Raw genomic sequence first — 20,114 nt, forward strand, 5'->3', positions numbered from 1 at the left:
AAATCGCAGGTCAGATCGAAATTCAACCCATGTAATTCACCGAGTTTCCACAGTTATCCACAGGCGTAGTGCACACATTCCACGGCGTTTCGCCCAGATTGTCCCCAGAGTTATCCACAGGCTGGGTTGTGTGTGTGCACAGGCTTCCCTATCGTGAAGCAGCGTCCATTCCACCCCTTCTGACATCCTGCTCGGCCCGCCATGTCGGCGGCCTCCGGGACACTGGGTCGTGGGCGCGGGTCGCTCGCCCGTCCGAGCCGAACCGGAGGTCATGAACTTGTCGATCGCGCACATCGGGCTCGCTGAACCGGCTGACGACGGTGACGCCCGACGGGGCGAACGCGTTCCTCCCCACGACCTCCTCGCCGAGCAGAGCGCGCTCGGCGGCATGATGCTCTCGAAAGACGCCGTCGCCGACGTCATCGAGACCGTTCGCGGCGTCGACTTCTACGTGCCGAAGCACGAGGTCGTCTTCAACGCGATCCTCACCCTCTACTCGCACGGCGAGCCCACCGACGTCATCGCCGTCACCGACGAGCTGACGAAGACCGGCGACCTGCAACGCGCCGGCGGCGTCGAGTACCTGCACACGCTCACGAGCATCGTGCCGACCGCGGCGAACGCCGGCTTCTACTCCTCGATCGTCGCCGAGCGCGCGATGCTGCGCCGCCTCGTCGAGGCCGGCACCCGCATCGTGCAGATGGGTTACCAGGGCGAGGGCGAGGTCACCGACCTCGTCAACAACGCCCAGGCCGAGATCTACGCCGTGACCGGCTCGGTCGAGACCGAAGACTACGTGCCGCTCTCCGAAGCCGTGACGGTCGCCATCGACGAGATCGAGGCCGCCAAGCACACCGACGGCAAGTTCACTGGCGTGCCGACCGGCTTCGCCGACCTCGACGACCTGACCAACGGCTTCCACCCCGGCCAGATGATCATCGTCGCTGCGCGACCCGCCATGGGTAAGTCGACCCTCGCGCTCGACTTCGCGCGGGCCGCGTCGATCACGAACGGCCAGCCGTCGGTCTTCTTCTCACTCGAGATGGGCAAGAGCGAGATCGCGATGCGTCTGCTCAGCGCCGAGGCATCCGTGCCGCTGCAGATGATGCGAAAGGGCACGGTCGACTCGCGCGACTGGACCACGATCGCGGCGACCCGCGGCCGCATCAACGACGCACCGCTCTACATCGACGACTCCCCCAACATGACGCTCGTCGAGATCCGCGCGAAGTGCCGCCGCCTCAAGCAGAAGGTCGGGCTGAAGATGGTCGTCATCGACTACCTCCAGCTCATGACCAGCGGCAAGCGCGTCGAGAGCCGCCAGCAAGAGGTGTCGGAGTTCTCGCGTGCGCTGAAGCTGCTCGCGAAGGAGCTTCAGGTGCCCGTGATCGCGCTGTCGCAGCTGAACCGTGGCCCCGAGCAGCGCGCCGACAAGATGCCCGCCATCAGCGACCTGCGCGAGTCGGGCTCGATCGAGCAGGACGCCGACATGGTGATCCTGCTGCATCGCGAGAGCGCCTACGAGCGCGACAGCCCGCGCGCCGGCGAGGCCGACCTCATCGTGGCCAAGCACCGTAACGGCCCCACTCGCACGATCACCGTCGCGTTCCACGGCCACTTCTCGCGCTTCGCGGACATGGTGCAGGGGTAGCGGCACGCTTGTAGGTTCTCGCGCAACCTGTCCTTTTCTCGATGACTGGTCACGCACTTGGCACATTGACAAGTCGATGAGAATCGAAGCCTCTGACCCGGGGTGTTGCTCGCGTCACCGCCCCCGTCGCCGTCACGCGACCGTGCGCGCTGGCGCTCCGCCGCGATGCGTCACCGTCACACGACCGCGCGTGCCCTGGCGCTCAGCCGCGCGAACGCGCAATCCGCGCCTCCGAGGAGCGAACCACCCTCGCGCACGGCCTGCTGCCACGCGTCGAGCACGTCGTGGCGGTCCATCGCCATGACCGCCTCCCACGGATCGTCCTCCTCGATGGGAACGCCGCCCATGCCCCATCGCGCCGCCTCGTACAGGAGCGGGATCGCCGCGATGCCGCGCTCCGTCGCCGAGTAGGTGACCTTGCGAGCATCCGTCTCGCTCGGGGTGCGCACAATGATTCCGCTGCGCTCGAGTCGGGCGAGGCGGTCGGCGAGCACGCTCGGACCGATGCGCTCCTCGGACCGAAGGAACTCCCCGAAGGTGTGCTTGCCGAGTGTGAGCAGGTCGCGCATGATCAGCAGCGACCAGCTGTCGCCGAAGGTCTCCACGGTGAAGTTGGTCGGGCAGGTAGACCGCCCTTCAGCTCGCTTCATGCGTCGAGTCTACGGCATTGACTTTGATCATCATAGTGATCTACGCTTCGATCATCGAAGTGAAACGGATGCCGCGGCGGCGGCCCGGAGCGGAGGAGTCACGATGAACGACACGACCCAGCACGAGACGCACGATCTCGTCGTGAGCCGCGACATCCCCGCCCCCATCGAGGCGGCCTGGAAGTCGTGGACCGAACCCGACCGCGTGCTTCGCTGGTGGGGCCCGAACGGCTTCACCTGCACGGTCGCCGAGCTCGACGTGCGCGTCGGCGGCACGTCCCTCGTGTGCATGAGCGCCCCCGACTGGGGGTTCCCGGCGCTGTACAGCACCTGGGCGTATACGCTCGTCGACGCACCGCACCGCCTCGAGTTCATCCACAACATCGCCGACGAGCACGGCACCACGATCGACCCCGCGACCATCGGGGCCGCGGGCATCCCGCGCGACGTGCGGCACGTCATCACGTTCGAGCCGATCGGCGACGACGTGACGCGACTCACCGTCACCGAACTCGGCTACATCGACCCCGAACAGCTCGCGCTCTCGAAGAAGGGCCTCGAGGAGTCCCTCGGCAAGCTCGTCGCGATCTACGTGTGAGCCCAGCCGCCCCGGACGTCGCGGCATCCACGAGGCGTGGCGCCGTCGGGAGGCTGGCGCAACTCAACGCTGAGCACCGTGGGCGGAGCGTCCGGGTGCTGCTCCACGTCGATCCGTCTGACTCCGCACTCGGCGCATCGCACGTAAAGAACCCGACCCTCTGATGTGGAGTGCGCCGACTCGACGATCCACCCATGCTCATGACCCGTGAGCAGTTTGTTCGATGCCGGGACCGCGACATCCGTGCTCACTCCGCTCGTTCTGCCCCCCGCGGGCGCCCTCATGTCCATGCTCCGAGCCTGCCGTGTTCGCCCGCTCGTCGGCAGCCCCCGGCCGACCGATGCGCGCAGCCCTCCAGCCGACCGATGCGCGCATCCACCGGTCGGCGGATCCGCCGTCCCGGACAAATGCAGTGGGATTCGGCGCCATAGGGACATCTCGGCGTGGACCCACACAACAGCGTTCCTCCTGCAGGTTCCGCCAGAAGATGTGAGTCAGGTCGGCAACGCTGTGCGTCGCTGAGCGGTGACGAGATACTGCGGCTGGGTCGCGTCGTACGTGGACCCTGCGAGATCGAGACCTGCGGCCGCGACATCGGCGAGGAGTTCCTCGTGGCGGAAGGGCCACATCGGCAGCAGTTCGGTCGTCACCTGCAGCTGGTCACCATCCTCGAGCGCTGCCACGGAGATCTGGAGGTGGTGTTCGGCGTCCCATGAAGGCGGCACCTGCCAGGAGTACGCCACCACTGCCTTGCGGCCGGCACGTTCCACGAGCCGGTCCCAGACGTCCAGCCTGCTGCCTGCCGAGCGGATCTGCTCCCAGTTGCGGGAGGTCAGTGCCAACACCCCACCCGTCGCCAACACGAATGCCATGCCGTCGAGTGCGGCGCTCCGGCCACTGCGTCCGACCGCGTGCGCGAGCGAGTTCCCAACGCAGAACACAGCGTCGAACCGGTCCTGCCAGCCTTGATCGGGTAGCTGGTCCCAGCGGCATACCCGCGTCGACACCTCGACCTCGTGAGCGCGAGCCAGCGCCTCGGTCCGCTCGACCATCGCAGGGCTGGCATCGCACGCGGTGACCCGGAACCCGGCCTCAGCCAGCCCCACCGCCAGCAACCCGATCCCGCAGGCGCAGTCCAAGACCTGTGCCCCCGGGGCGAGCCCAGCCGTCACCATCTCGAACCCCTGCGCGTTGCCCGCCGGGGACGCCTTGGCATCCGGTACCAGCCACTCATACACCGACGCCAATGACCCGTACGCGACCTCGCCCACTGTGATCCCTCCCCACGCACATCGTGGCACGCCCATTCCGCGTTCTCCTAGCCGAATGAGTCGAGCGCCTCGCTCACGTCGAGCAGCAACTCGCTCTGCACCCCGTGCCAGAACGCCGAGTCGGGGTCGGGCCAGGTCGAGAGCTTCACGATGACGGAATCCGTCTGCGGATCGAGCCAGAGGTTCTGGCCGTGGATGCCGATTCCGCTCACGTTGCCGCGTTCGTTGCCCATGCACCACCACTGGCGCGTGTACGAACCGTTGGGGAACGCCGTGGTGAAACCCTCGTACGTCATCGCCTCGCGGTCACCGCCGTCGAGGACCGCGCTCGCCCACTCCTCCGACACGACCCGGCCCCCGGGGGCGAGCCCGCCATCGAGCATGAGTCGGCCGACCCGTGCAAGGTCACGCGCCGTGCACGAGACTCCGCCGTTCGCGAAGCCGAAGCCGGCCGTGTCCACGGTGATCGTGGCGTCCTGATCGGCGTCGAGTTTCGACCAGAGGTGGACCGACAGTGCGTCGCTGTAGCGCAGACCTGTGACCCGCTCGATGACCCAGGCGAGTACGTCGGTATTCGCCGAGCAGTACTGGAACTCACCCACCGAACCGCTGCCACGGAGCGTCGTGAGGAATGAGTACGTGTCGTCCGGGTCATCGGCGCATCGGGCACGCCAGCCCGCTGCGCGGTCATGCGCCTGCACCTCGGCGGCCGGATTCGTGTAGTCCTCGTCGTAGTCGATGGCGATCTGCATGTCGAGCACGTGCCGGACGCTCGGCCCGTCGTAGACCGAGCCGGCGAGCTCGGGAACGTAGTCGGTCACCGGCCGCTCGGGGTCGATGCGGCTCTCGTCGATGAGCGCGCCGACGACGAGCCCGCAGAGCGACTTCGAGACACTCATCACGAGGTGGAGAGCGTCCGGAGCAAAGCCCGGCCGGTAGTACTCCGCAAGCACCTCTTCGCCGCGCAACACGAGGAACGCATCGGTGAAACTCTGCTCGAGCCGCGCCTCCAGATCTGGCAGTGCGGGCGTCAGCGCGTCGAGCCGCACCGTGGCGTCGGCCGGCACGGCCGGCACGTTGCGTGCGACGGTCGCGGTCGGCACCAGCTCACCGAGGTGCGCGAATGCCCAGCGATTGTCCGGGGCATCCTGCCAGGTGGCGAGACTCGGTCGGCCGGCGGCGGCGCCGGGATATCGGCTGGGGTGGGGGCCGGTCACGCGGTCCGCCTGAATCGAGCCGTTCGCGGCATCCGGGTCGCCAGAGCCATCCGCGTCGCTCATCGGAGTGCGCTCCGTCCGAGTGAGGTCTTCGAGAGACCGAGGTAGACCCCCGCGGCCACGATCATGCCGGCCGGCACCGAGAGGTCGATGTATCCCATCGCTTCGGAGATCGGACCTGACCAGATGTCGGTCGACAAGCAGAGCGCGGTGGCGAGCCCACCGATCACGACAGCGCAGATGCCGGGGATGCTCCAGCCGCCCGTGTACCAGAACGGCCCACCGCGATCCTCATCGAAGAGCGCGTATCCGTCGTAGCGGTTGCGGCGCACGATGATGTCGGTCGTGAAGATCGCCATCGCAGGGGCCGAGACGATCACGAGGAACTGCAGCATGAGGTTCACCGCGTCGAGCAGGTTCGTCGACATCACCAGGTAGAGCGTGAGGGCGGTACCGATGGCGCCCACGACGATGGCGGAGGGTATACGGCGGATCGGTACGCCGACCGCCTGCAGGGCCATGCTGGACGTGTAGGTGGTCATGCCGTTCAGGGCGACGGTGTTCACGATGACCCCCAGGATGAAGATCGGGCCGAGCCATCCCGGCAGCAGGTCGAGCAGGGCCGTCTCGATGCCGGCGGCCATCGCCGTATCGCTGACGGCGGTGGCCAGTAGGGCGCCGACGATCGTGAAGAAGATGCAGGGCAGGGCGCCACCGAGGGCGGTCGCGGCGATGATGTGCGAGGGCCTCGTCGAGCGCGGCAGGTAGCGTGCGATGTCGGGGCTGTTGGCATACGAGAGCGGCGTCGAGGCGAGGATCGTGAAGCCGATCGTCATCGCCGACCAGAGCGGTACGCCGTCGAGCGGCTCCGCCGCCCGGTAGCTCCAGTCGACGTGAGGCAGGATGAATGCGGTCACGGCCAGGAAGACCACGAGCAGCACGATGGTGATCACCGAGTAGCTCTTGATGATGAGCGCATGCCCGTAGACCGCGACGAGCACCGTGATCGCCGACACGACGACTGTGACGACCACAGGCCCCAGTACTGGGTCGGTGAGCCCCGACCGGGCGAGCAGGTCCGCCCCCATGAAGGAGGACGCCAGCCAGTTGAGGGCGAGGAAGACCGCCGAGATGAGCCAGCCCGTGAACGCGACGACGAGCTTGTTGCCGATGACGCCGTACAGCGCGCGGGTGATCACCGAGCCGGAGGTTCCGGCGGCGGGACCGGCGATCGCGAGGATGCCGGGGAACACCCACGGCAGCGAGGCGGCGACGATGACGAGGATCGCCTGCCAGAGCTCGAGGCCGAGCAGGATCATCGTCGCGCCGATGGTGAAGTTCAATACGCTGACGTTGGGTGCGGCCCACACCCAGAACAGATCGCGGGCCCGGCCGTGCCGGTCGGACGGGCTCACCAGCTCGATGCCTCGCGTCTCGGGGCGGCTTGCGGTGTCGACGAAGGCCGGCGACGTTGCCGGGTCGGTGCTGGTTGGCACGAGGATCCTCTCGGAGTTCTGGAGCCCGGTGACGTCGATCGTCCAAGGCGTCACCGCTATTGGTCGGTTGACCAATTGGCTATTGGTCGCTCATCCAATAACATGAGCCGCATGATGTCAAGTGCTCCGGTTGTGCGCTCGCGAAAGCGACCCAGCGAGCGCCGAGCCGAGATCGTGCGCGAAGCCGCCGCGGTAGCGCTCGCCGATGGGCTCGAGCGCATCACCCTCCGCGCCGTCGCCGAGCGACTCGGCGTTCGGCCGGGCCTGATCACCCACTACTTCCCAGTCGCCGAAGACCTCGTCATCGCCGCGTTCGTGCAGGCCGTCGCAGATGAGCGCGACGCGATGGTGCCCGAGCACGGCGCGCCGCTCGAGCGACTCGCGCGAATGGTCGAGCACGTCGAGAGCGCCGAGGGTCGCGACATCGCCAGGCTCTGGCTGAATGCGCGTCACCTCTGCCGGTTCACTCCCGCTCTCGCCGCCGCGCTCGTCGAACAGGAGGCACTCGACCGCGCGCGATTGCTCGAACTCATCGAGGCCGGCGTCGCGACGGGCGAATTCAGCGCAGATCCGTTCGACGCGTGCATTCGAATTTTCATCGCCGTCGACGGCTACGGAGCCTACGTGAACGACGTCGGCGCCTTCGAGCATGACGCATACACCCGCTTCGTCACCGACGCCACCGAGTGGGCGCTCGGCCTCGATCCCGGGCACCTCAGGTCTGCAATCGCCGAACTGCAACCAAGCTGACGCATCTCGCAGGGCACCGTTCGATGCCGATCGGCCAACGGGCGAGTCGTGTCACTTCCACGAGTACCTGTCACGTACTGGTCATTCCGGCGGTTCAAGTAGCGTGACTGCCATGCCACCGTTCACGGGCCGCAACCAGGTGCGCGCCAACACGCCCCGCAAGGACAGCACTGCGATCGCCTGGACAGTCATCGTCTCGTCGGTGCTCTTGGCGTTGCCGCTCTACGCCGCGACCTGGATCCTCATCTGGATCCCCTTCGGCGCAGTCATCCCACCGCTTGTTGCGCTCGTGCTCACGATTTCCGCTATGGTCGCGATCGGGCGGGAGGCTTCGCGGCCGCGCGTGACTTCGCGGCCGCGCAGATCAGCTGTTGCCTTCCTGTCTCTCATCGCCGCGGCCGGCGTCTGGATCGCCGTGCTCCTGCCGTACTGGCAGACGTCAGACCAGGTTGCCCCGTAGTGGATTTGCTTTTGGGCGGGACGGGCTATTCGACGACGCCGGCCACGGGTAGGAAATTGCCACCTACCGTGGAATCCCGCTCACTCCACCCCGGACAAATGTCGTGGGTTCGGCGCAATGGCGACATCTCCGCGCGGAACCTACACCCGCGGAAGATGACCAATTCCCACGGGCCGTGTCACTTCTCTGTCGCAATGGAGACGAGGACCATGACGATCCACGAAGCACGGCAGGCGCTCGAACGGTACTTCGTCGAACACCCGCCCGCGATCTCGGGCGACAAGCGCACGGGCGCGGTTCGTCGGGAGTTCTACACTCCGAATTTCGCGAAGATCAGCCGCATGACGCTCGTCGACGTGACGGAGTGAGGAACATCGTGCTCGAGACATCCACCCGGTCGTTCATCGCGCGGGCCTGCGCGCTCCCGCCGGTGTCGCTCGCCGCGGCCTTCGAGCGCGCGGTTTCGCTGCGCCGAGCCGGTGGGAAGGAGGCATCGCGCGCGTTGACGTTGTCTGCGATCGACAATTCGCAGCTCGAGCATGCGGTGCGCGAGGCGCTGCTGCCGCGGGCCGACGAGCTGGATGACTTCCGGCTGGGGCTGCACTCCGACGCCAAGAGTGCAGTAGTGATCGCCGCACGGGCGGTGGAGAAGTCCGCCCAGCTGACGCCCGAGCAATACGCACTGCTCGTCACCCCGTTCGTCGAGGTCGGCCTCGATGTTCCTGCTCGCGCCGGTGAGCAACACGCGCATGGGGACGCCTCCCCGTGCCCTTACCGATCGGACGGAGCGGAATGACCCAACTCGAGCCACCGGGGCGCTACCAGGTGTTCGCCGGTGATCAACTCGCGCTCGAGCTTCGAGAAGAGAGCGGCATCCTGGTCAGCACGTCGTCGCCGCCGCCGTTGCCCGGCACTGCGCCGGTGACGCACCCCTTCGCGACCGCGGTCTTCCGGATGGCTGAGAATGAGGGGGAGTTGGGTGAGCTGCTCCGCGAAGCGGCCGACCTCGACTCCTTTCTCGAGGCGGCTCGTGCCTTCGGATACCGAGTGGAGTCGAGGGAGGATCTCTGATGTCGTTCCTGCCCGACCAGGTCGTCTCTGACCGGCGCGTATCGCGACGTCGGTATCGAGTTCTGACCGGCGCCGCGGCGCGTGGGACGCATGCATGGTGACGATGAATCAAGCAGGCCAGGCGCTCGAACAGTACTTCGTCGTGACGGAGGGAGGAAGATCGTGCTCGAGTCATCCGTCATGACCTCGATACGATCGCACGTATGACTCCGGGGGCGACGAACTGATGCTGGACACCGAGACGACGCGGTTCGTCGATGCGGCGACGGCGCTGCCTGCGGCGGCCCTCGAAGCGGCGTTCGAAAGCCAGCTCGACCTCTTGGGCGAGGGTGGCAATGAGGCGAGCGACGCGGCGGGTCCGTCTGCGAGCGCGAACTCCGAGCTCGATCATCGGATTCGAGCAGCGCTGCTTCCCCGTGCCGACGAACTCGATGAGCATCGAATCGGGCTCCACTCGGATGCTCGGACGGCGATCTCCACGGCGGCGCGCGCGATCGTGACGCGCCGGCGGCTGACCCCCGAGCAGTTCACGGTACTCGTCACCCCGTTCGTCGAACTCGACCTCGACATTCCTGCCCACGCGGGCTGAGCGAACGTGCTCACGAACGTGTCGGAGCAATCGTGCTCCAGGGTCCTCGCGCGAGTGCGGCGCCAGGGTATCCCTGCCCTGATCGTGTGTGTTCTCGCGATCGGGGTATCCGGCTGCAGCCGAGCTCCGAACGAGGCTGAGCTGGCCGGCGCTGCAGAGGCCCGAGATGACGGCCACCGGGCGCTTGCCGGCTTCGACTTCACGGCCCCATCCGGGTTCACTCGCGCCGCGCACCGCACGGTGGATGCGTGCGGTTCGCCGACGAGTGATCGTGACGGCCTGGATGACCGACATGTGGAGGGTTACGAGTGCTTCGCCGTCGAGCGTGTCGTGTACACGCCAGCCGACGACGTCACCGTCGACCTCGATACAGCGATACAGCAGCTCGGCGCAGGGCTTGGTGCCCCTGCAACCGAACGTTGGGACGGCGAGTACTTCGTCAGCGATCGGATCCAGGCCGACGGATACACCGTCCTCGTCGACGTTTCACGCGAGCTCATCGACGAACCCTCGACCGTTGACGACCTTCCGGTACAGGGATGGCTCGCGAACGACGTCGTCCACGAGGATGACGGCGATCTGCTTGATCGACTTCCCGAGTTGGTCGCATCCGGTGAATCAGAGGTCATCGTCGCGACGGTGTCCGTTCGCTACTTCCGAGACGCGCCCGGCGCCCCCGATTAGGAATCGAGCGCATGCGTGCGGGCAGGTGATTTCTCACGCCGGCGACTCTGGTCATGCGGGCCATCCGACGTGGACGAACGTCTTCGTGTCTAGCCGCGCGGGGACATCGCGCGTACCGTCGAGCCATGGCGAAGATCATCGAGAACCTGGCGGAATCGGTGCCCGCGTGGGGCGCGAAGGTGGCATACGGCGAGAAGACCACGGTAGACGGGCGCGAACTCGTGCCCGTGGCACTCGTGGCTTTCGGCTTCGGCGGGGGCGAGGGCTCCGGCGACATGCCGGCATCGGAGAAGACCCCGGCCGGACGAGGTGAGGGAAGCGGTGGCGGTGGTGGTGGCTACTCCGTGCCGATCGGGGCGTACATCGGCGGTCCCGACGGACTGAAGTTCCGCCCCAACACGGTCGCCCTCGCCGTGGTCGCCGTGCCGTTGGTGACCGCGCTCGGTGCAGCGCTTGCCGTCATCGTCGGCGCGGCCCGGTACGCCGGCAGGCACTGACCGACCCCGCGACATCCGAGGTGAGTGACCGACCACCTCGGAGACGACGGCGCGCCCGTCGGGGCGCCCAGCACGGGTTGACCTGTGAGGCCGAGCGCCCTCACAGTGGAACAGTGCAGTGGGCCTTGGCTATCCTCACCGTCGTCGCGTACGCGACGTTGCCGCTCGGGTCCGCGAGCTTCGAGCAGCAGTTGCTGCCCACCATGCTCGTCGGACTCGCGTTCACCGTGCTCGCGATCTTCGGGTTCCGATTCGTTCAGGACCGCTCGATCTGGTGGGCGGTGGCGTACGTCGCCGTGCAGCTGCCCCTCGGCTTCGTGGTGTTCTCGCTCTCGGGCGCGGCGATCGGCTCGATCCTGCTGCTCGTGGTGCTCGTCTCCCAGAGTGTCCTGCTCCTTCCACTGCCGGCCGCGGCGGTGGTCGCCGCGATCATCCCGTTCGTGCATCTGGGGATGGACTGGCAGGGCGGAATGCGCGAGGGCCTCGGCACCCTGGCCGTCACGACGTTCACGCTCATCGTGACCTGGCTCCTGGTGCGGGAGCGGGCGGCGAGGGCCGAGCTCGCCGATGCCAACGAGCGCCTGCGCGGCTACGCCGCGCAGGCCGAGCAGTTGGCCGTCATCCAGGAGCGCAACCGGCTCGCACGCGACATCCACGATGGTGTCGGACACCATCTGACCGTCGTGCAGATGCAGCTCGAGGCGGCTCGCGCGGTCATCCGCACCGCCGAGCCGGAGCGGCTCGACGCGATGCTGGCGACGGCGCAGGATCAGTCGGGTCAGGCCCTCGCCGAGGTCCGGCGTTCGGTGGCGGCCCTGCGCGAACATCGTCCCGCGCTTCCGGAGGCACTGCAGACCCTCGCGGAGGAGGCGACCGAGGCGGGCGTGCCGACCGAGGTCGAGGTGCTCGGGCAGGCCCGGACCATCCGCGCGGACGTCGACGAGTCGCTGTTCCGGGCGGCTCAGGAAGGTCTCACCAATGTTCGCAAGCACGCCGACGCGAGCAGCACGACGGTCGTCCTCGACTTCTCCGCTGAGGATCACGTCAGGCTCGAGGTTCGCGACGACGGTCGGGGCCTTCCCGAGAAGCCGGGAGACGGCTTCGGGCTCACCGGCCTGCGCGAGCGGATGGCGAACCTCGGCGGACGCATCTCGGTGGAGCCGGCCGGCACCACCGGACTCAGCCTCACCGTGGAGGTGCCGGGATGACGATCCGCGTGCTCGTCGCCGACGACCAGGCGCTCTTCCGTGAGGCGCTTACGACCCTGCTCGAGGTGCAGCAGGGAATCGAAGTCGTCGGCGAGGCCGGCAACGGCGAGGAAGCCGTACGGCGCAGCAGCCTGCTGCATCCCGACGTCGTGCTGATGGACCTTCGGATGCCGGTGCTCGACGGCATCGCCGCAACCGCGCGCCTTCGTCGTGAGCAACCCGACGTTCGGGTGCTCGCCCTGACCACCTTCGACGACGATGAGGACGTGTTCGCCGCGCTGCGTGCCGGCGCCGTCGGATACCTGCTCAAGGACGTGAGCTCGGCGAGGCTCGTCGAAGCGCTCGGCGCGGCAGTTCGAGGCGAATCCGTGCTCCAGCCGTCAGTGGCCGCGAAGGTGGTCGCACGGGTGGCGCGGATGCCGCAGGATGCGCCGCCGCCGGAGCATCCGCTCACCGAGCGAGAGGTCGACGTGGTGCGGTTGCTCGCAGAGGGCCGCAGCAACCGCGAGATCGCCGGCGCCCTGTTTCTCGCCGAGGGCACGGTGAAGAATCTCGTCACCAGCGTGCTGGCGAAACTCGAGGTGCGCGACCGCACGCAGGCGGCGCTCCGCGCGCGTGACCTCGAGATCCTCTGACGACTCCGCCCGAAGTCTGCGGGGTCACCCGCCGTACGTGACCCGAGGCGTGACCTTCAGCACCTGACGCACGCCTGCTCACGGCGAAGGATTCCCAGTGTCCGAACACTGGAATCCCGAAGAGGAGTCGAAATGGACCACGAAGAGACGACGCTGCACCGACCGTCAGTGGGGCGGTTCGCGCTGCACGGCGTCGAGATGGTGATCGCCATGGTGCTGGGCATGGTGGTGCTGGGCCCCGTGTGGGACTGGGCGTGGCCGGGGCTCGACGAGAACACGACCGCGGAGGCGTTGGTGATGGCCACCGACATGTCGATCGGCATGGCCGTGTGGATGCGGATCCGCGGCCATGGCCTGCCGGCCATCGGCGAGATGGTCGCCGCCATGTACCTGCCGTTCCTGGTGCTGCTGCCGTTCCACTGGGTGGGCGCCCTGTCGGCCATGGCGTTCATGACCGCCGCCCACGTGCTGATGCTGCCGGCGATGGTGATCGCGATGCTGCGCCGCCGGCACGAGTACGGGTGGTGAGCTCGATGCGTGCCTTCCTCCGAGCCTTCGTGCTCGTGCTCGCCGCGGTGGCGCTTCCCGCGACCCTCGGCGCTCCGGCCGTCTTCGACGCCCTCGCCCTGAACGAACCGCGAACCGACGGCGCCTCCCAGCCGCCCGCACCGGTCGAACACGACCCGGCCAAACCCACGGCGGTCGTCGTCGTCGGCGACAACGGCGCGGTCGTGTCCGACACGCTCGCCCCGTACGAGATCCTCGCGAGGACCGGGGCGTTCAACGTGTACACCGTGGCATCCGGTGCGCACCCGGTGCCGCTGACCGGCGGGCTCGACCTCGTGCCCGACCTCACCTTCGCCGAACTCGACGAGATGGGCGGGCCTGCAGACCTCGTGGTGGTGCCCGCAATGCCGGATGTCGGCCGGCCGACGACGAGGCCCGTCACCGACTGGCTCGAGACCCAGGCGAACGGCGGTGCGCTGCTCCTCAGCATCTGCAACGGTGCCGCCGTGGTCGCCTCGGCGGGGCTGCTCGACGGCCACCGGGCCACCGCGCACTGGCTGCGCCTCGACGATTGGGAAGGCACGTATCCGGCCGTCGACTGGGAGCGCGGCACGCGGTACGTCGACGACGGCGACGTCGTCAGCACCGCCGGCATCCTGTCGGGCATCGATGGCACCCTCCACGTCGTCGATCGACTCATCGGTGCGGATGCCGCGGCTGACGCGGCCCGCGCGATCGAGTGGCCGCACTTCGACCCCGACGGCGCGGCGCCCATGGAGCAGGCGGAGCTCGAGACATCCGATGCCGTGGTCGCGTTCAACACCGCGTTCGGCTGGGACCGACCGCGGATCGGGGTCCAACTCACCGACGGCGTCGGCGAGATCGAACTCGCCTCGGTCTTCGACACCTACGGGCAGTCACTCGCAGTGGGCACGGTCGCCGTGGGCGACGGGCCCGTGCAGTCCCGCCACGGTCTGACCTTCGTGCCGCGTGCGGATTCGGGGGTCGGGCTCGATCGACTCGTCGTTCCCGGCACGACGGAGCACGAGGCCGTGCCCGGGATGGAACCGGTGCAGTACCCCCATCACCGGTCGGGCTTCGCCTTCGACGCCGTGCTGCAGGACCTCGCGCGAACGACCGACGTGGCCACCGCCGAGTGGACGGCGAAGGTGCTCGAGTATCCGATCGACGGCCTGGCGCTCGAGGGTGAGGCGTGGCCGTGGGCGGAGACGTTGCGGCCGCTCGCGCTCGCCCTGGTCGGCGTGCTCATCGCGCTCGGAGTGTTCGCGCTTCTGCGCGCCCGCAAGAATGCACGGAGGAGGAACTGATGGCGAGCGAGCTCTCGGACCGGTTGCGCCGTGTGGTCGACGCATTGCCGCTCCACCCGGGCATGCGCGTGCTCGAGATCGGCGGTGCGCCGGGGTCCGCCGCGCGCGAGGTCGCCGCGCGCGTCGGCCCGCACGGTCACGTGCTCGTGCTGGACCGCTCCGAGACCGGCATCAGGCTCACCCGTGCGAACTGCCGGGAGGAGATCGACTCCGGCCTGCTCTCGACGATGTGCGCAGCAGTGGAGGATTTCGAGCTGGAACCCGGCACGCCGCCGTTCGATCTCGCGTTCGCCTGCCGGGTCGGTGCGCTCGACGGCCGCCACGCGCGGTTGTACGCACCGGCCGTGGCCAACATCCGTCAGGCGCTCATCCCGAACGGGAAGCTGTACGTGGACACGGGGTCGCCACTGACCGAGATCCCGCTCGGCTGAGCATCGGGGCACCGTACGACGCGGGTACCGCGTGACCCGTCGAGATCACTCCGAAGTACTACGCGGGCGATACCGCCGAGGGACGCGCCGACGAGGATGGCGTTCGTAGCGTCGAGATGTGGACATGCTCAACGACTTCATCCTGCAGGCCACGGCCTCGCCGTGGCTCCTCCTCGTCATGTTCTCGACGGCGGTCATCGACGGCTTCTTCCCGCCCATCCCGAGTGAGATGGTGCTGGTGGCCGCCGCCGCTGTCGCGGCGTCTGCCGGCGACCCCGCAACAGTGCTGCTGCTGTGCCTCGTCGCCGCGGTCGGCGCGACGATCGGCGACAACATCGCGTACGCGATCGGCGGTGCGGTCGGCACGACGCGGTTCCGCTGGATGCGAGGTCCGCGGGTCTCGGCGGCCTTCGTTCGAGCGCAGCGAGCGCTCGTGCACCGCGGCACGCCGGTCATCCTCGGGGCACGCTACATCCCGGTCGGCCGTGTGGTCGTGAACATGTCGGCCGGTGCGCTGCGCTATCCCTGGCGCCGCTTCCTGCCCATCAGCGCCGTCGCCGGCGTGACTTGGGCCCTCTACAGCGCGGGCATCGGAATCCTGGCCGGACAGTGGCTCGAGGGCAAGCCGCTGCTCAGCGCCGTGCTGGGGGTCGCCTTCGCGCTCGTGATCGGACTCGTGATCGATCGCGTCGCCGCGGCCCGCCGGCGCCGGACGGACGCTGCTGCCGAGGGCCCCTCGTCGGTGTCTCGACGCTACGCGGGTGACACGGGCGGGCCGGATGCATCCATGCTGACGAAGCCGATCGCGGCGAAGTAGCTCTTGGAGAAGTCCACCGAAGCGTCGCCGAGTTGCGTGTTGTCGATGATGTAGGCGATGTTGACCGGGAAGTCCTCCATCGCGAGGTGGATCGTCTCGCCCGCCACACGGGCGCACAGCACCAGTCCGAACACGACGAGGTCGGCCGAGCCGTCGTCGTGCACGCGGATCATCTGCGGGTCGGCCGCGCTCGGGTCGACGCCGGCCTGCTCGAGGGCCGCCACGGTGGTGTGGAAGTGGATCGGCTTCTTCGCGATGGCGAGGGTGTAGTCGGGCCGATCGGAGCCGGGCAGGATCCGCACCAGCTCGGCATGAATGGGCAGCTGCGCCACGAGATCATCTGGGGCCGTGTCGACACGGGTGATGACGATCTTCGGTCGTTCATTCGGCGGAGTCACGCTCGAATCCTAGCCTCGGCCGCAGACGCGCCCGGGCGATTCCGGCGTGCTCCGCGCCTGCTCCGACGGTGTTACCGTTTGGCCATGCGTTGGGGTCGGAGGTACTTCGCCGTGCAGGCGATCGCCGGCGCAGTGTGGTGGGTCGCCGTGTTCCTGTCTCCTGCTGTGCGCGAGGCGACCCTCGGCGGGCTCGACCCCGTCGTGGTCGCGCTGCTCGACGTGCCGCTGTTCGTTGGCGCCTCGGCGGCGGCCGCGTTCGGGCTCCGGTTCGCCGCCGTCGTGGCCACCGGATGGACGATCGCCGTCACGGTCGCCCTGGCCGGATACGCGACTCTCACGTCCGAAGCAGGGTGGGGTGTGCTCTTCATGGCCGCAGCGGCCGGCGCCTCGGTCTTGGCCCTGTGTCTCCTGATCCTCGGGCGGGTGCCGACCGAGTGGATCCTCGTCGGCCCCTTCGCCTTCGCGCCGGCCGATGCCCGGGGCGGCGTCGCGGTGCATGCGGCTCGCACCGCAGCCCAGATCGTGGTGTTCTGGGGCCTGTTCCTCGTCGTCGGCCCGCTCGTCATCGACTTCCTCGAGCAACGATGGGGTCTCGGCGCCGGGTTCCCCCCATTCATCCGGATCGCCGGGCTCGTGGTGCTGGTGATCGCGAGCGCGCTGGGAATCTGGTCGGCCGCGGCGATGTCGACGAGGGGCGACGGCACGCCGCTGCCGGCGGCGATGCCGAACCGTCTCGTCATCGCAGGCCCGTATCGGTACGTCCGCAATCCGATGGCGCTCTCGGGGATCGTCCAGGGCGTGGCGGTCGGGCTGATCCTCTCCTCCTGGCTGGTCGTCGTGTACGCGATCCTCGGCTCGCTCGTGTGGAACTACGCCGTGCGGCCGCACGAGGAGTCCGATCTGGAGGCACGCTTCGGCGACGAGTTCCGGGGCTATCGCGCGGCCGTGCGGTGCTGGTGGCCGCGGATCACCGGGGTCCGTATGGCGAGTACTGCCGACACCGGGTGAGCTCTGCGGTGTTTGCCCGCCCTCGAAGGCAGGCTTATGATGAGTGCGCGATATGAGAATGACGCATTCTATTATCGAACACGCGACGCACTGGCCGACGGCCTGCCGAGACGTGCCCACAGAGCAGTGAGGAGAAGCTGTGCAGTTCCACCACCACGGTTACGTGTCCGGTGACCCGCGAGTGCAGCCCGCGGCCGGCGTCGGCATCGATCGCCCCGCGGAGCTGCCCGACGAGATCGACGTGCTGATCGTCGGCTCGGGCCCAGCCGGCATGCTGCTCGCGGCGCAGCTCTCGCAGTACCCCGGCGTCACGACGCGCATCGTCGAGCGTCGTGACGGCCGCCTCGTGCTCGGCCAGGCCGACGGCATCCAGCCGCGCAGCGTCGAGACCTTCCAGCTGTTCGGCTTCGCCGAGCGCATCATCGCCGAGGCCTACAACATCGGCTACATGAACTTCTGGGGGCCCGACCCCGAGGCGCCCCAGAACATCATCCGCACCTCGCGCACCGAAGACTACGGCTACAAGATCAGCGAGTTCCCGCACCTGATCGTGAACCAGGCGCGCGTGCTCGACTACTTCGCCGAAGCGGCCGCCCACGGCCCCGGGCGCATCGCGCCCGACTACGGTGTCGAGTTCACGGGGCTCACCGTGCACGAGGCCGGCACGCCCGAGGCGGGCGAATACCCCGTCGAGGTGCGCCTGCGCCACGTCGCGGGCGAGCGCGCCGGCGAAGAGCGCACCGTGCGCGCCAAGTACGTCGCCGGGTGCGACGGCGCCCGCAGCGGCGTGCGCGAGGCCATCGGGCGCAAGCACCTCGGCGGCATCTCGGCGCACGCCTGGGGCGTGATGGACGTGGTGGTCAACACCGACTTCCCGGACTGGCGCACCAAGTGCGCGATCAACTCGGTCGCGGGCAACATCCTGCACATCCCCCGCGAAGGCGGGTACCTCAGCCGCATGTACATCGACCTCGGCGAGGTCGCTCAAGACGACAACCATGAGGTGCGGAAGACCCCCATCGAGGCGATCATCGCGAAGGCCAACGACATCCTGCATCCGTACACGCTCGACGTACGCGACGTCGCCTGGTTCAGTGTGTACGAGGTCGGGCACCGGGTCACCGACCACTTCGACGATCGTTCGAGCGATGAGGCGGATGCCTCTCCCCGCGTGTTCCTCACCGGTGACGCGTGCCACACGCACAGCGCGAAAGCCGGTCAGGGCATGAACGTGTCGATGCAGGACGGCTTCAACCTCGGCTGGAAGCTCGGCTCGGTGGTGTCGGGGCTCGCACCCGAGTCGCTGCTCTCGACCTACTCGGCCGAGCGGCAGCCCGTCGCCCAGCAGCTCATCGACTTCGACCGCGAGTGGTCGTCGCTCATGGCGCGCAAGCCCGAGGAGATCTCCGACCCGCAGGAGCTCGCGACCTTCTATCTCGGCACCGCCGAGTTCCCGTCGGGCTTCATGACGCAGTACGGGCCGTCGATGATCACGGGCGACGCCGAGCACCAGGAGCTCGCGACCGGGTTCCCGATCGGCAAGCGCTTCAAGTCGTCGCAGGTGTCGTTCGTCTGCGACGGCAACGTCGTGCACCTCGGGCACCACGCGAAGGCCGACGGCCGCTGGCGCGTGTACGCCTTCGCCGACGCGCCCGGTGCGGGCGAGGCATCCGCTCTGAACGAATGGGCTGAACGGATGTCGTCGCCCGACGCGCCGTTCGCGCGTTTCACCCCGGAGGGCGCCGACGTCGACGCCGTGTTCGACGTCAAGGTGATCTACCAGCAGCCGCATGAGGCGATCGACATCACCCGTGCCCCCGAGCTGTTCCGCCCGAAGAGCGGGCCGCTCGGCCTGATGGACTGGGAGAAGGTCTTCGCCGCCGCCCCGAGTTTCTGGTGCCCGACCGACATCTTCGAGGACCGCGGCATCTCGCGCGCCGGCGCGGTCGTCGTGGTGCGACCCGACGGGTACGTCGCGCAGGTGCTGCCGCTGTCGGCGACCGCCGAACTCGGCGAGTTCTTCGCGGGGCAGATGCTCGCGCGGTGAGCGTTCGCGAGCGGGCGGTCAGGCGCCGTAGGCGCGCGTGACCGCCTCGGCCGCGAGCCGCAGCCGGTCGGCGATCTCGGACTCGGGCTGCGAGAACGAGACGTGGATCACCGCGATCGACGCCGGCGGCTGCCCCGGCAGCACGAGGGGCACCGCGACCGACGCGAGCGACGGCACGACCTCGTCGTGGCTGAGGGCGTAGCCGCGCCGACGGCTCTCGGCGATCTCGTCGCGCAGCCCGACCGGCACCTCGGCCGGCCACGCGCTCTCGGGCAGGCTCAGCAGGATCGCCTTGCCGGGCCCGCCGCGCGTGATCGGATGCCGGTGGCCCGGACGATACGACACCACCGCGACCGACTGCCGCGGCGAGGCGCTCACGAGCGTGACCGCCTCTTCGGCGTCGACGAGCACCGCCAGCAGGCAGGTCATGCCGAGCTCGTTGGCGACCGCATTGAGTTCGGGCAGCGCGAGGTGCTGCAGGTCGCGGGCGACACCCGAGGCGAGGGCCGCGAGCCCGGTGCCGAGGGTGAGGCGACCCGCCGCGTCGCGCGTGACGAGGCCGTGGTGCTCGAGCGTGCGCACGAGCCGGTAGGCGACCGAGCGGTGCACGCCGAGCGCTGCCGCGACCTCATCGATCGAGAGTGCGCGGTCGGCGTCGGCCAGGACCTCGAGAATACGGATGCCGCGGCTCAGCGTCTGCGACCCGGCTCGGGTGGCGTCGTCGGTGACCATCGCCCCGCCCTCCTGATGCCTCTCGGCATCACTGTGCTCGTCCGATACTAGAACGCCTCGATCGATCAT

24 protein-coding genes are annotated in these 20,114 nt (G+C 68.5%); 18 read left to right on the plus strand and 6 right to left on the minus strand.

Annotated elements, in window-relative coordinates:
• Positions 1-277 precede the first annotated feature (277 nt).
• Positions 278-1,651, plus strand: coding sequence for a replicative DNA helicase (gene dnaB, locus JOE59_RS16015; RefSeq protein WP_074260984.1), 1,374 nt, complete (start codon positions 278-280; stop codon positions 1,649-1,651).
• Positions 1,652-1,827: 176 nt separating this feature from the next.
• Here dnaB and JOE59_RS16020 read toward each other — a convergent pair whose 3' ends face one another.
• Positions 1,828-2,301, minus strand: coding sequence for a winged helix-turn-helix transcriptional regulator (locus JOE59_RS16020; protein WP_204462187.1), 474 nt, complete (start codon positions 2,299-2,301; stop codon positions 1,828-1,830).
• 103 nt (positions 2,302-2,404) lie between these two features.
• Here JOE59_RS16020 and JOE59_RS16025 point away from each other — a divergent pair, with 103 nt between their 5' ends.
• The gene (locus tag JOE59_RS16025) at positions 2,405-2,899 is read left to right on the plus strand and encodes an SRPBCC family protein (protein ID WP_204462194.1); all 495 of its coding nucleotides are present in this window, start codon (positions 2,405-2,407) and stop codon (positions 2,897-2,899) included.
• 494 nt (positions 2,900-3,393) lie between these two features.
• On the opposite strand, the gene JOE59_RS16030 is transcribed toward JOE59_RS16025, so the two are convergent.
• From JOE59_RS16030 to JOE59_RS16040, 3 genes are read right to left on the minus strand one after another with little or no spacing between them, the layout of a single operon-like run.
• Positions 3,394-4,170, minus strand: coding sequence for a class I SAM-dependent methyltransferase (locus tag JOE59_RS16030; protein ID WP_204462196.1), 777 nt, complete (start codon positions 4,168-4,170; stop codon positions 3,394-3,396).
• A 47-nt stretch (positions 4,171-4,217) separates the two neighbouring features.
• The gene (locus tag JOE59_RS16035; RefSeq protein ID WP_204462199.1) at positions 4,218-5,450 is read right to left on the minus strand and encodes a serine hydrolase domain-containing protein; all 1,233 of its coding nucleotides are present in this window, start codon (positions 5,448-5,450) and stop codon (positions 4,218-4,220) included.
• Positions 5,447-6,883 carry a purine-cytosine permease family protein gene (locus tag JOE59_RS16040; RefSeq protein WP_204462206.1) on the minus strand — a complete coding sequence of 479 codons (1,437 nt, stop codon included), beginning with the start codon at positions 6,881-6,883 and terminating at the stop codon, positions 5,447-5,449. The genes JOE59_RS16035 and JOE59_RS16040 overlap by 4 nt, the downstream gene beginning before the upstream one ends.
• A 174-nt stretch (positions 6,884-7,057) precedes the next feature.
• Here JOE59_RS16040 and JOE59_RS16045 point away from each other — a divergent pair, with 174 nt between their 5' ends.
• The 14 genes from JOE59_RS16045 to JOE59_RS16110 all read left to right on the plus strand — a co-directional run bounded on the left by JOE59_RS16045 (position 7,058) and on the right by JOE59_RS16110 (position 15,860).
• Complete coding sequence (locus JOE59_RS16045; RefSeq protein ID WP_307837095.1) at positions 7,058-7,633, plus strand: TetR family transcriptional regulator; 576 nt, start codon at positions 7,058-7,060, stop codon at positions 7,631-7,633.
• Positions 7,634-7,745: 112 nt separating this feature from the next.
• Positions 7,746-8,093: a hypothetical protein gene (locus JOE59_RS16050; RefSeq protein WP_204462208.1), complete on the plus strand. Its 348-nt coding sequence runs from the start codon at positions 7,746-7,748 to the stop codon at positions 8,091-8,093.
• 209 nt (positions 8,094-8,302) lie between these two features.
• Positions 8,303-8,461 (plus strand): hypothetical protein, encoded by a 159-nt coding sequence (locus tag JOE59_RS16055; protein WP_204462210.1) that lies wholly within the window; start codon positions 8,303-8,305, stop codon positions 8,459-8,461.
• Between the two features lie 8 nt (positions 8,462-8,469).
• On the plus strand, positions 8,470-8,889 hold the full coding sequence (locus tag JOE59_RS16060) for a hypothetical protein (RefSeq protein ID WP_204462212.1): 420 nt from the start codon (positions 8,470-8,472) through the stop codon (positions 8,887-8,889).
• On the plus strand, positions 8,886-9,164 hold the full coding sequence (locus JOE59_RS16065) for a hypothetical protein (protein ID WP_204462215.1): 279 nt from the start codon (positions 8,886-8,888) through the stop codon (positions 9,162-9,164). Before JOE59_RS16060 ends, JOE59_RS16065 begins: the two co-directional genes overlap by 4 nt.
• Before the next feature lie 226 nt (positions 9,165-9,390).
• Positions 9,391-9,753 carry a hypothetical protein gene (locus JOE59_RS16070; protein ID WP_204462217.1) on the plus strand — a complete coding sequence of 121 codons (363 nt, stop codon included), beginning with the start codon at positions 9,391-9,393 and terminating at the stop codon, positions 9,751-9,753.
• Positions 9,754-9,759: 6 nt separating this feature from the next.
• Entirely contained in the window at positions 9,760-10,437 is a 678-nt protein-coding gene (locus JOE59_RS16075; protein WP_204462219.1) for a hypothetical protein, read from the plus strand.
• Positions 10,438-10,562: 125 nt separating this feature from the next.
• Positions 10,563-10,934, plus strand: a complete 372-nt coding sequence (locus JOE59_RS16080) for a hypothetical protein (protein WP_204462222.1) — start codon at positions 10,563-10,565, stop codon at positions 10,932-10,934.
• A 125-nt stretch (positions 10,935-11,059) separates the two neighbouring features.
• Positions 11,060-12,142, plus strand: a complete 1,083-nt coding sequence (locus JOE59_RS16085) for a sensor histidine kinase (RefSeq protein WP_239560326.1) — start codon at positions 11,060-11,062, stop codon at positions 12,140-12,142.
• Positions 12,139-12,777 carry a response regulator transcription factor gene (locus tag JOE59_RS16090; protein WP_204462224.1) on the plus strand — a complete coding sequence of 213 codons (639 nt, stop codon included), beginning with the start codon at positions 12,139-12,141 and terminating at the stop codon, positions 12,775-12,777. Before JOE59_RS16085 ends, JOE59_RS16090 begins: the two co-directional genes overlap by 4 nt.
• Before the next feature lie 132 nt (positions 12,778-12,909).
• Entirely contained in the window at positions 12,910-13,305 is a 396-nt protein-coding gene (locus JOE59_RS16095; RefSeq protein WP_204462226.1) for a hypothetical protein, read from the plus strand.
• A gap of 5 nt (positions 13,306-13,310) precedes the next feature.
• Positions 13,311-14,612 carry a DJ-1/PfpI family protein gene (locus tag JOE59_RS16100; protein WP_204462234.1) on the plus strand — a complete coding sequence of 434 codons (1,302 nt, stop codon included), beginning with the start codon at positions 13,311-13,313 and terminating at the stop codon, positions 14,610-14,612.
• On the plus strand, positions 14,612-15,043 hold the full coding sequence (locus tag JOE59_RS16105; RefSeq protein ID WP_204462236.1) for an SAM-dependent methyltransferase: 432 nt from the start codon (positions 14,612-14,614) through the stop codon (positions 15,041-15,043). The genes JOE59_RS16100 and JOE59_RS16105 overlap by 1 nt, the downstream gene beginning before the upstream one ends.
• 124 nt (positions 15,044-15,167) lie before the next feature.
• Positions 15,168-15,860 (plus strand): DedA family protein, encoded by a 693-nt coding sequence (locus tag JOE59_RS16110; protein WP_239561167.1) that lies wholly within the window; start codon positions 15,168-15,170, stop codon positions 15,858-15,860.
• Here the strand turns inward: JOE59_RS16110 and JOE59_RS16115 are convergent.
• On the minus strand, positions 15,797-16,258 hold the full coding sequence (locus tag JOE59_RS16115; RefSeq protein ID WP_204462240.1) for a hypothetical protein: 462 nt from the start codon (positions 16,256-16,258) through the stop codon (positions 15,797-15,799). The two genes, JOE59_RS16110 and JOE59_RS16115, sit on opposite strands and share 64 nt — an antisense overlap.
• Before the next feature lie 84 nt (positions 16,259-16,342).
• Between JOE59_RS16115 and JOE59_RS16120 the strand changes: the two genes are divergently transcribed.
• Both JOE59_RS16120 and JOE59_RS16125 read left to right on the plus strand, forming a co-directional pair.
• On the plus strand, positions 16,343-17,266 hold the full coding sequence (locus JOE59_RS16120) for a methyltransferase family protein (RefSeq protein ID WP_204462242.1): 924 nt from the start codon (positions 16,343-16,345) through the stop codon (positions 17,264-17,266).
• 139 nt (positions 17,267-17,405) lie between these two features.
• Positions 17,406-19,313: an FAD-dependent monooxygenase gene (locus tag JOE59_RS16125; RefSeq protein WP_204462244.1), complete on the plus strand. Its 1,908-nt coding sequence runs from the start codon at positions 17,406-17,408 to the stop codon at positions 19,311-19,313.
• An 18-nt stretch (positions 19,314-19,331) separates the two neighbouring features.
• Here JOE59_RS16125 and JOE59_RS16130 read toward each other — a convergent pair whose 3' ends face one another.
• Positions 19,332-20,045 (minus strand): IclR family transcriptional regulator, encoded by a 714-nt coding sequence (locus JOE59_RS16130; protein WP_204462246.1) that lies wholly within the window; start codon positions 20,043-20,045, stop codon positions 19,332-19,334.
• Between the last annotated feature and the right edge of the window lie 69 nt (positions 20,046-20,114).

The sequence above is a fragment of the Agromyces cerinus genome, from assembly GCF_016907835.1.
Lineage (GTDB): Bacteria > Actinomycetota > Actinomycetes > Actinomycetales > Microbacteriaceae > Agromyces > Agromyces nitratus.

Coding starts and splice junctions, on each gene's coding strand:
- JOE59_RS16055 (WP_204462210.1), top strand. CDS start 8,303: ATGACGATCCACGAAGCACGGCAGGCGCTCGAACGGTACTTCGTCGAA.
- JOE59_RS16025 (WP_204462194.1), top strand. CDS start 2,405: ATGAACGACACGACCCAGCACGAGACGCACGATCTCGTCGTGAGCCGC.
- JOE59_RS16020 (WP_204462187.1), bottom strand. CDS start 2,301: ATGAAGCGAGCTGAAGGGCGGTCTACCTGCCCGACCAACTTCACCGTG.
- JOE59_RS16130 (WP_204462246.1), bottom strand. CDS start 20,045: ATGGTCACCGACGACGCCACCCGAGCCGGGTCGCAGACGCTGAGCCGC.
- JOE59_RS16070 (WP_204462217.1), top strand. CDS start 9,391: ATGCTGGACACCGAGACGACGCGGTTCGTCGATGCGGCGACGGCGCTG.
- JOE59_RS16080 (WP_204462222.1), top strand. CDS start 10,563: ATGGCGAAGATCATCGAGAACCTGGCGGAATCGGTGCCCGCGTGGGGC.
- JOE59_RS16050 (WP_204462208.1), top strand. CDS start 7,746: ATGCCACCGTTCACGGGCCGCAACCAGGTGCGCGCCAACACGCCCCGC.
- JOE59_RS16095 (WP_204462226.1), top strand. CDS start 12,910: ATGGACCACGAAGAGACGACGCTGCACCGACCGTCAGTGGGGCGGTTC.
- JOE59_RS16105 (WP_204462236.1), top strand. CDS start 14,612: ATGGCGAGCGAGCTCTCGGACCGGTTGCGCCGTGTGGTCGACGCATTG.
- JOE59_RS16120 (WP_204462242.1), top strand. CDS start 16,343: ATGCGTTGGGGTCGGAGGTACTTCGCCGTGCAGGCGATCGCCGGCGCA.
- JOE59_RS16090 (WP_204462224.1), top strand. CDS start 12,139: ATGACGATCCGCGTGCTCGTCGCCGACGACCAGGCGCTCTTCCGTGAG.
- JOE59_RS16100 (WP_204462234.1), top strand. CDS start 13,311: ATGCGTGCCTTCCTCCGAGCCTTCGTGCTCGTGCTCGCCGCGGTGGCG.
- JOE59_RS16035 (WP_204462199.1), bottom strand. CDS start 5,450: ATGAGCGACGCGGATGGCTCTGGCGACCCGGATGCCGCGAACGGCTCG.
- JOE59_RS16065 (WP_204462215.1), top strand. CDS start 8,886: ATGACCCAACTCGAGCCACCGGGGCGCTACCAGGTGTTCGCCGGTGAT.
- JOE59_RS16110 (WP_239561167.1), top strand. CDS start 15,168: ATGCTCAACGACTTCATCCTGCAGGCCACGGCCTCGCCGTGGCTCCTC.